Raw genomic sequence first — 9,079 nt, 5'->3', positions numbered from 1 at the left:
CCACCCGCTACGACAAACTCGCGATCACCTACCGCGCCGCCGTCACCCTCTGCGCAATTCTCACCTGGCTACGCCGATTGGGAGACACGCCCTAGGGGGTTCTCTCCTATAAGCGGGCTCTCCTGTACGGCCCCCGGCTCCCTCCCGCACCTACTCGACGCCCCTTCCGGCTGGGGAAGGCTGCCGCTCCCAGCCCTACAGGATCCCGGGGCCGTCGAGGGCAGCCCACAGGACACCGGCCAGGACGCCCAGCGCCAGGCTCGCGGTCGCGGCGACCGCGGCCGTGACGGCCGGCCAGGCGGCCATCCCGCCGCGTCCGGGGAACTCGGCGGCTTGGGAGTCGGGTCGGGCGAAGACGGGGGCGAACCAGCGCAGGTAGTAGAAGAGGCTGATCACGCTGTTGACCACCACCACCAGAGCCAGCCACCCGTGACCGCCGTCCCAGGCGGCGGTGGCGGTGGTCAGTTTGCCCACGAAGATCGCCAGGGGCGGGGTGCCCACCAGCCCCAGCAGCGCCACCAGCACGGTCAGTCCCAACCCTGGGCGGGAGCGGGCCAGCCCGCGGTATTCGGCGAGCGTCCGGTGCTCGGGCAGGGCAGCGGTCACGGCAAAGGCGGCGACGTTGGTCACGGCGTAGGCGGCCAGGTAGAACAACAGCGAGGGCAGGGCCAGGTCGCTGCGCCCGGCTGCGGCCACGGGCACCAGCAGGAACCCCACCTGCGCCACGGTCGACCAGCCCAGTAGCCGGCGGGGATCGGTCTGCCAGTAGGCGGCCAGGTTGCCCAGGAACATCGAGGCGGTGGCCAGTAGGGCGGCGACGAGCAACCAGGAGTGCTCTTCGGCGGAGACTGTGGCCACCAACCGGTACACGGCCACCAGCGCGCCCACCTTGGGCACGGTGGTCAGGAACGTGGCGGCGGTGACCCCGGAGCCCTGGGCGGCGTCGGGCACCCAGAAGTGCATCGGCACCCCGCCGGCCTTGAACAGCAGCCCGGCCAGCACCCCCAGGATGCCTGTCCCCACGGCGGCGTCCGGTGCGGTGGGCAACGCCTCCCGGAGCAGGGCGTAGTCGGTGCCTCCGGCCAGGGCATAGAGCACGGTGACGCCCAGCATCAACAGGATCCCGGACAGCGCCCCCATGAGGTAGGTCTTGACCGCCGCCTCGGCGCCCAAGCGGCCGCCGGTGAGTCCGATGATCCCGTACAGCGGGATGCTGGCCAGCAGGAATCCCACGATCAGCACCAACAGGTCGGTGATCCCGGCCAGGACCATCACCCCGGCGGTGGCGAAGAGCAGCAGGGCGTAGGTGTCGGATTCGCGCGGGGAGTCCTTGAGCTCCCCGGAGGCCACCCCCAGGATCAGCAGGGTGGCCAGGGTGGCTATCACCCGTGCGGCGCCGGTGGCGGTGTCCACGGCAAAGGTACCCGCAAAGGCGCTTTGCGCAGGCCCGGCCATAGCCACCGCGGCGGCGGTCGCGGCGCCCAGTAGCGCCAGGGCGGCCGCGGCGCGGGCGATCCACTGGCGCTGCCGGGGGAGGAACGATCCGCCCAGTAGCACCGCCAATCCGCCGGTAAAGACGATGATCTCGGGCAGCAGCAGCCCGGGGCTCATCTGCATGGAGGCGTCCACGGGTTACCGTCCCACCAGTTCCACGAGGGCGGCCGAGCTCGGCTCGATCACCCCGAGCAGCACCAGCGGCAGCACTCCGATCAGCACGGACAGCGCCAGCAGAGGGCCGGCCGACCACAGCTCGTGCGCCCGCAGGTCCGCGAACCCGGGGGAGCGCCCGGCGGCGGGCCCGGTGAAGACCCGCTGCAGGGCCCGCAGGAACAGGGCGGCGGTGATCACGATGCCCACTAGCGCCACTGCGGTCACCGGGGCCACGGCCACGCTGCCGGCGAAGATCTGGAACTCGGCTATGAACCCGGAGAACCCGGGCAGGCCCAGGGAGGCAAAGGCGCCGATCGCGAACAGCGCCGCGTACCGCGGGGCGGGGCCGGCCAGCCCGCCATAGGAACCCAGGTCGTAGGTCCCGGCCCGGCTCTGCATGACCCCGGCCAGCAAGAACAGGGCGGCGGTGATCAGTCCGTGGCTGACCATCTGCACCATCGCGCCGGTGACCGCCACGGACCGGGCCTGCTCGGCACCCTCCACCAGCAGCCCGGCCGCACCCAGGGCCAGGACGATGTAGCCCATGTGGTTGACGGAGGTGTAGGCGATCATCCGCTTGAGGTCGGTCTGGGCAAGCGCCACCAGTGCGCCGTAGAGCACGGAGACGATTCCCACGGCCACGATCACCCAGGCCCACGCCCGCCAGACCTCGGGCAGCATCGGCATGGCGATCCGCACGAAGCCGTACGCGCCCATCTTCAGCAACACCCCCGCCAGGACGGCCGAGCCGGCGGCCGGGGCGTCGGTGTGGGCCGGGGGAAGCCAGGTGTGGAACGGCACGGTGGGGGTCTTGACGGCCAAGCCCACCAGGATCGCCGCCAGCACCAGCCCCCCGGCGAGCGGCTCACCGGCCAGCGGGGGTGCGGCGACCAGCTCGGGGATGTCAAAGGTGTGGGGCGCCGAGAACACATACAGCCCGATGAAACCCAGCAGCAGGGCCAGCGACCCCAGGAACGTGTAGAGGAAGAACTTCAGCGCCGACCGGGCCGCATTGCCGTGGCCCCACCCGGCGATGATGAAGTACATTCCCACGATCGACAGGTCAAAAAAGACGAAGAACAGGATCAGGTCGGCTGAAACGAACACGCCGAGGCTCATGCTCTGCAGGAACAAAAATAGCGCCGCCTGCACGCGCGGCCGGTCCGAATCCCGCAGGCAGTACACAGCGCACGCCAAGAACACCACGACCGTCATCGCCACCAGCGGCAGGGACAGCCCGTCGATGCCCACGTGGTAACTGCTGCCCACCCCCGGGATCCACGGCACCTGCTCCTCGAACGCCAGCCCGTTCGGTCCCGGGTCCTTGTAGCCGGCCCACACCACGGCAACCAGCAGCACTTCCAGCACGCTCACCGCGATCCACGCCCATCGCGCGGCCGCCGGCCCGATCGCCGGCACCGCGGCCAGGACGGCGGCGGCGGCCAAGGGGAGAAAGACGATCAGACTGAGCATGCTCATCCCATCACTGCGTAGACGGTCCAGGCCACCACGGCCACGGTGAGCACCGCGACGGCCTGCAGGAGGTACTGGTGGACGGCCCCGGTCTGCGGGGTGCGGGCCAGGTGCCCGAGTCGGCGAACCCAACCGGCCAGGCCCTCGACGGCGCCGTCGACCACGGCGTCATCGAGGCGGGCCGCGCCCTGCCCGGCCGTATGGGCGGCCCGTGCGGCTGCTCCGACTCCGGCGTCGAGGACCTCGTCGTCGAACCGCGCCACGGACCGTGCCAGCATCGGGACGGCCCCGGCCACGGAGGTCACGGCGCGGTCCAGGACCGCGTCGTCGAACCGGGCCAGGAGGTGCGCCAACCGCATGACGGGAACGACGACGACAACGTGCGCAGCAGCCTCCAGCCCCAGCCACCGCTCGGCCCACCCGAGTTCCGGGGCGCGTAGACGTCGCATCAGCAGCACCACGGCCAGGGCGATGGCGGCCGAGACCACGAGCTCGAGCGCCGTCACCTCGCCGTGCCCGCCCATCGCCTGGGCGAGGGCGCCGCTGAGCGGGGGCAGCGCCAACACCGACAGCCCGGCCGCCCCCGCGGCCAGCACGACCAGCGGGGCCTGCTCGAGCGCCCCCACCTGCCCGGTGCCGAGCTCTTGCGTTGCGCCGACCTCCCGCCCGGCGGTGGGCTCCTCGACCCGGGCCTGGGCCCCGCGGTGCCAGATCGTCCATAGGACCTTGCCGGAGTAGGCCGCCGACAGGGCCGCCGCCACCAGTCCTGTGGCGTAGAGCCAGGCCGAGGTCTCCAGGGCCCCAGCCAGCACCGCGTCTTTGGTCGCCCACAGGGACAGCGGCGCGATCCCGGTCAGGGCCAGGGCTCCCACGGTCGCGGTCACGCCCACCACCGGCCATCGGCGGCCCGCCCCGCGCAGTTCCGTGAGCTTCTCGGTGCCCAACGCGGTGAGCCACGCCCCGGCAGCGAGGAACAGCAGTGCCTTGGTGGAGGCATGGGCCACCAGTTGGGCGGCACCTCCGCTCACCGCGCCCACTCCGGCGGCCAGCACCACAAATCCCATCTGCGCCACAGTGGACGCCGCCAGCAACTGTTTGAGATCCCGTTGGGCCAACGCCACGATCCCCATCGCCACCGCGGTCAGTAGCCCGATCCACGCGGCGGCCGGGCCCGCCCACCCGGTGGAGGCGAGCAGCGGCTCCACGCGCAGCAGCAGGTAACCGCCCATTGCCACCATCGCCGCCGAGTGCAGCAGTGCGCTGACCGGACTGGGGCCCTTCATCGCGCCGGAGAGCCAGAACGAGAACGGCAGCTGCGCGGCCTTGCCCAGTGCCGCCACCAGGATCCCGGCCGCCACCACGTGCCGCCACGGGCTCTCCGCCGCCGGCAACTCGGACAGGCCCATACCGGCGCCGCCGGCCAAGGCAGCGCCGGCGGCCAGGTAGAGACCCAGGTCGGCGGTACGGGTGGTGAGGAAGGCCGTGAGCCCGGCCGAGACGCGGTCGGTGTCCCGCCACCAGAACCCGATCAACGCGTACGAGGTCGCGCCCATCAACTCCCAGGCAAACAGCAGCGCCGGCAGGCTGGCGGCCGAGGCCGTGATCAGGGCCGCGGCGGCGAAGAGCAGCATCAGCCCGTGGAAGCGGGGCCGGGCCGCCCGGATGTTGCCGGCCGCAAAAACCAGCACCAAAAGGGTCACCACTGCGACCATCGGCAGGGTCAGCGCCGCCAGGGCGTCGACCTCCAATGCCACGTCGACGCCGGCGATGAACGGGAACGCCACCGCAGGCCGCGCAACGGCGACGACAGCCGCCAGCAGCGCGGTCACGGCAGCGGTCGATACCGCGATCGGGGCCGCAACCCGCTCCGCCCGGGTCAGCGCGAGCACCGCACCCACGGCAGCCGGGAGCACCACCAGGGTCAGCAGCAAGGTCTGGTCGGCGGTCATCCGGAGAGATCCTCGGCCATGTCGGTCATGTCGGTCTGCCGCTTGCGGTGCAACAGCGTCGCCACGGCAAAGCCCATGGCCATCTCCACGGTCATGGCCGCCAGCACCACCAGCAGCAGCACCTGCCCGGAGGGGCCCGGGGCCAGGAACCACCAGAACCCCGCGGCGGCCAGGAGCACCCCGTTGATCATCAACTCCAGGCCCATCATCACCATCACCACCACCTGCTGGGACAGGGCCCCGTAGAGCCCGACGGCGAACAGGGCGGCGGCCACCACCAGAACGGCCTCCAGGGTCATCGACCCACACCTCCCGGCTGGGGGTCGTCGGCCGGGCGGCGCCGCAGATCGTCGCCGAGCCGGTCGTAGCGGGTGCGCCCGGCGGCCAGGACGATCCCGGCCACGATGGTGGCCACCATGACCGCGCCCACCACGGCCATCACCAACATCTTTTCGCCCATGATCTCCAGGCCCAGCGCGTTGGTGAGGTCCTCGGGTGGGGCGCCACGTCGCTCGGGCCACGGGATCAGCAGCGCCCCGGCGGCCAGCAGCACAAAGACCCCGACCGAGGTGCCGATCGCGGTCTTCTTCCCGTGGGTCATGTCCATCGGCATCAGCGCCGGGTTCATGCCCATGAACATCACCATGTAGACCGCCATCACCGCCATCTCCATGACCATCATCAGAATCGTGATGATGCCCAGGTAGCTCTGACCCAGCAGCAAAATCATCACCCCCACGGCGATGAACGATGCCGCCAGCGCGTAGGTGGCCCGGGCCATCGAGTCCACCACGAACACGGCCGTCCCCGCGGTCACCGCCACCACAGCGAGTACCCAGAACACGATCCCGACCAGCACGGCTCAGCCCTTCCAGACCACGACGAGGGACACAAGCAGATCCTGGGCCACGACGGCCGGGAGCAAGACAGTCCAGCCGATCTCCATGAACCGATCCGGTCGCAGCAGCGGAAGTTTGCGCCGCGCCCACACCAGAACCGTCAGCACCAGCGCTGTCTTGACCAGCACCCACGCCCAGTCGGGCAGGACGGGCCCGGCACCACCGCCGAGGAAGAGCGGCACCGAGAACGCCGCCCCGGCGGTGAGGAACAGGTAGCGCCCGGCCTGCAGGACCAGCCGATCGACCCCCGAGAGTTCGGCCGTCACCCCGCCGACGATGTCCGCGGACAGGGCCGGGGCGAATGGACCCCATACAGAGAAGCCGGTCACGCCGATCAGGAAGACCAGGAACGCCACCGGCATCCACACCACAAACCACACGCCGTCCTGCGCGGCCGCGACGTCGCCCACCGCCAGACTGCCGGCGGCGATCGCCGGGGCCACCAATGCGAACATCAGCGGCAGCTCATAGGCCAGCCCGTGCGCGAGGAAGCGGTAACCGCCCACCAGACCGTGGATGGAGTTGGCGCCCCACCCCGCCAGCCAGACCAGGGCCCACACCATGACGTCGACGGCGTTGAACCACACGACTCCCACGTCGAGGTCCGCCAGTGTCCAGCGGCCCAGCGGGATCACGGCGATCATCAGGAACGCCCCGACCAGCATGCCCGCGCCGCCGATCCGCCACAGCAGGGTGTCCGCGGCGACCGTCGTGCGGCGACGCTGCCGCAACAGACGGGCCGCACGGGCCAGGGGAGTGGGCCCGCCACGACCGCCGCCCCGCGCCGGCGACGAGAGCACCCCGTCCAGCGCCACCGCGAACAACGCCAGCCCACACAGGATCACCCCGGCCAGCACGGCCCACCCACCGGACACGGTCGTCACCACGGTCTCAGACATGCCCCACCTCCCGGACGGCAGGATGCGAGCCCAGATCAAGGCTCGCCACCGCCAAGCGCACAGTGCCCAGCTCCAAACCGGTCACCAGGTCCGGCACCACCGCCCACGGCACAGTTAGTTTGTCCGCAGATTCCTGCGCTGAGCCGCCATCCGCCCGGTCCGGCGTTGCGCCGCCGACCTCGACGCGGATCCGTTCCAGTTGGGCCAGCAACCGGTCGTGGGCATCCCCGAGGCAGTGCCCCGGCAAGCCGTGGCGCTCCAGATCGGCCGGGCCGAGCGGCAGCACGCCCCGCAATGACCAGCGCAGCAGCCGCGACCTGCGAACCTTCCGGTGCAGACGCTCGACGGCGTCACGGGCGGCACCGGGATCGCCCGTCAGAATCCCGTCCCGGGCACGGCGGGCGCAGTCCGCCAGGTCTTCGGCACCGGCCAGTGCCAGCAGTGCCATGACCTGATCACATTGGGTCACCGTGGCAGACGCGTGGTCCGTGGGCCGACCGGGTGCTCCGGCCCTGTGCTCCGTCGCGTCGATCACCGAGGCGGTGGCGTCGACGACAACGTCCCCCTGTAGCGAGCAGTGCAGCACGAGCCCGGCCGGCCAGAACGGCAATACCGGACCGAGCGGCAGATGGAGAACATCCATCTCCAGGCCGTCGCGGTCCTCCCCGCCTTCGGCCAAGGGAATCCCGGCGGGAGCCATGTCCATATCCCCGTGGCCTTCATGGCCCTCGTGGCCACCATGCCCGCCATGGCCTTCATGGCCCTCGTGCCCGCCGTGGTCTGCGTGGCCCTCGTGGCCACCATGCCCGCCATGGCCTTCGTGGCCCTCGTGCCCGCCGTGGTCTGCGTGGCCCTCGTGGCCACCATGCCCGCCATGGTCTTCGTGGCCCTCGTGCCCGCCGTGGTCTGCGTGGCCCTCGTGGCCACCATGCCCGCCATGGTCTTCGTGGCCCTCGTGCCCGCCGTGGTCTGCGTGGCCCTCGTGGCCACCATGCCCGCCATGGTCTTCGTGGCCCTCGTGCGCCTGGCGATCCGCGTGCTCTTCGTGGTCCGAGTGTCCACCGTGGCCCTGGTGTTCCTCGTGTCCTTCGTGGCCCACGTGCCCTTCGTGCCCTTCGCCATCAGCATTGTTCGCGTGATCGGACATCGAGGGCTCCTGCGCCCGTTCGCGGGCGTCGGTCCGGTGATGGGAAGTGTCGAGCAGGAGCGCAGTGGCATTGTCGAGGGCGGGAACCACCGCTCCGGGCGAGGCGATGCCGATGCGCACCCGAGGGCCGGGCATCTGCTCCCAGAGGCGGTTCGCCAGATCCGACAGCTCAGGACCCGGCGCACCACACACGACGAGCACGTCCCCCTGAGCCGGACTACTGGCTATCCGCCACCCGCGACGGAGTAGCTGTTGCTCAAGCTCCATCCGAGTCGCCCACTGGCCCGGGGCCTCGACGACGAGCACCCGGGTGGCCTGGACGGCGAGGCGGGCGAGAAACGGGCTCAAGCCCATCGGAATGCGCCTTCTCGCCGTGCCCAGGCCACGGCGACTAGCAGGGCACCAAGGAACAGGAACATCTCCACCACCGCAGAGAGCCCCTTCTCGATCACCACCACGGCCCACGGGTACATAAAGAGCATCTCGACGTCGAAGGCCAGAAACACGATCGAGGCGAGGTACCAGCGTGCGTGGAACCGCGACAGGGCGTGCTCCTGCGGTGCCCACCCGGATTGGGCCGGCAGGACTGTCAACGGGTCGGAGGTAATGCTGGCCACGCGGTGGAGTGCATAGAAGAGAGCAACGACAGACAGCGCCACCAGAGCCACGGACACGATCCCTGAGGACATGACGGTCTCTCCCCTTTCTCGCGGTCGAACATCGAGGCCGGTCGCTGAGCGATGGGAGTCACCTTAACGGATTACCGCGATCGATAATCTCGTTCCAGCTCGGCGGTCAGCCGTGACCGGGGCCGGCTCCGCAGAGCAGGAACACCCGCGTGTGGGTCCGACTGATGCGAAATCTCTGGAACCGGTTGGGCTCGACTGGGGGCGGGGTTGTCGTCGAAAGAAAGCGCACACCTCCGCGCGTCGCTGGCTACTCATCGAAGAACTGTCCACATTCCTTGACTAGGGCGTGTCTCCCATAGCTGAGCGGTGACCCGCGAGACCGTGGCCGTATGGGACAGACGAAGTCACGATTTCGCCAGTTCACCGACGAGCA

9 protein-coding genes are annotated in these 9,079 nt (G+C 70.4%); 1 reads left to right on the top strand and 8 read right to left on the bottom strand.

Annotated elements, in window-relative coordinates:
* Positions 1–195 precede the first annotated feature (195 nt).
* Genes ACIGGF_RS25060 through ACIGGF_RS25030 form a run of 7 tightly spaced genes read right to left on the bottom strand, consistent with a single transcriptional unit; the run spans position 196 to position 7,513 of the window.
* Entirely contained in the window at positions 196–1,611 is a 1,416-nt protein-coding gene (locus tag ACIGGF_RS25060; protein ID WP_042329325.1) for an NADH-quinone oxidoreductase subunit N, read from the bottom strand.
* A gap of 21 nt (positions 1,612–1,632) precedes the next feature.
* A complete protein-coding gene (locus ACIGGF_RS25055) occupies positions 1,633–3,123 on the bottom strand; it encodes a NuoM family protein (protein WP_007626381.1) in 1,491 nt (496 codons plus the stop codon).
* Positions 3,124–3,125: 2 nt separating this feature from the next.
* Positions 3,126–5,072 carry an NADH-quinone oxidoreductase subunit L gene (locus ACIGGF_RS25050; RefSeq protein ID WP_206492765.1) on the bottom strand — a complete coding sequence of 649 codons (1,947 nt, stop codon included), beginning with the start codon at positions 5,070–5,072 and terminating at the stop codon, positions 3,126–3,128.
* Entirely contained in the window at positions 5,069–5,371 is a 303-nt protein-coding gene (locus ACIGGF_RS25045; protein ID WP_017836397.1) for an NADH-quinone oxidoreductase subunit K, read from the bottom strand. The genes ACIGGF_RS25050 and ACIGGF_RS25045 overlap by 4 nt, the downstream gene beginning before the upstream one ends.
* On the bottom strand, positions 5,368–5,931 hold the full coding sequence (locus ACIGGF_RS25040; protein WP_064257203.1) for an NADH-quinone oxidoreductase subunit J: 564 nt from the start codon (positions 5,929–5,931) through the stop codon (positions 5,368–5,370). Before ACIGGF_RS25040 ends, ACIGGF_RS25045 begins: the two co-directional genes overlap by 4 nt.
* 3 nt (positions 5,932–5,934) lie before the next feature.
* The gene (locus tag ACIGGF_RS25035; protein WP_017836399.1) at positions 5,935–6,870 is read right to left on the bottom strand and encodes a complex I subunit 1 family protein; all 936 of its coding nucleotides are present in this window, start codon (positions 6,868–6,870) and stop codon (positions 5,935–5,937) included.
* Entirely contained in the window at positions 6,863–7,513 is a 651-nt protein-coding gene (locus ACIGGF_RS25030) for a hypothetical protein (protein WP_241257514.1), read from the bottom strand. Before ACIGGF_RS25030 ends, ACIGGF_RS25035 begins: the two co-directional genes overlap by 8 nt.
* Here ACIGGF_RS25030 and ACIGGF_RS25025 point away from each other — a divergent pair.
* Complete coding sequence (locus ACIGGF_RS25025; RefSeq protein ID WP_241260621.1) at positions 7,499–8,266, top strand: hypothetical protein; 768 nt, start codon at positions 7,499–7,501, stop codon at positions 8,264–8,266. The genes ACIGGF_RS25030 and ACIGGF_RS25025 overlap by 15 nt on opposite strands.
* Positions 8,267–8,361: 95 nt before the next feature.
* Here ACIGGF_RS25025 and ACIGGF_RS25020 read toward each other — a convergent pair whose 3' ends face one another.
* Positions 8,362–8,706, bottom strand: coding sequence for an NADH-quinone oxidoreductase subunit A (locus ACIGGF_RS25020; RefSeq protein WP_007626392.1), 345 nt, complete (start codon positions 8,704–8,706; stop codon positions 8,362–8,364).
* Positions 8,707–9,079: the final 373 nt, after the last annotated feature.

Origin of the sequence: Rhodococcus sp. NPDC078407, from assembly GCF_044542515.1 — a bacterium.
Lineage (GTDB): Bacteria > Actinomycetota > Actinomycetes > Mycobacteriales > Mycobacteriaceae > Rhodococcoides.
The sequence above is the reverse complement of the archived record's forward strand: the minus strand, read 5'-3'. Positions and strand labels throughout refer to the sequence as shown.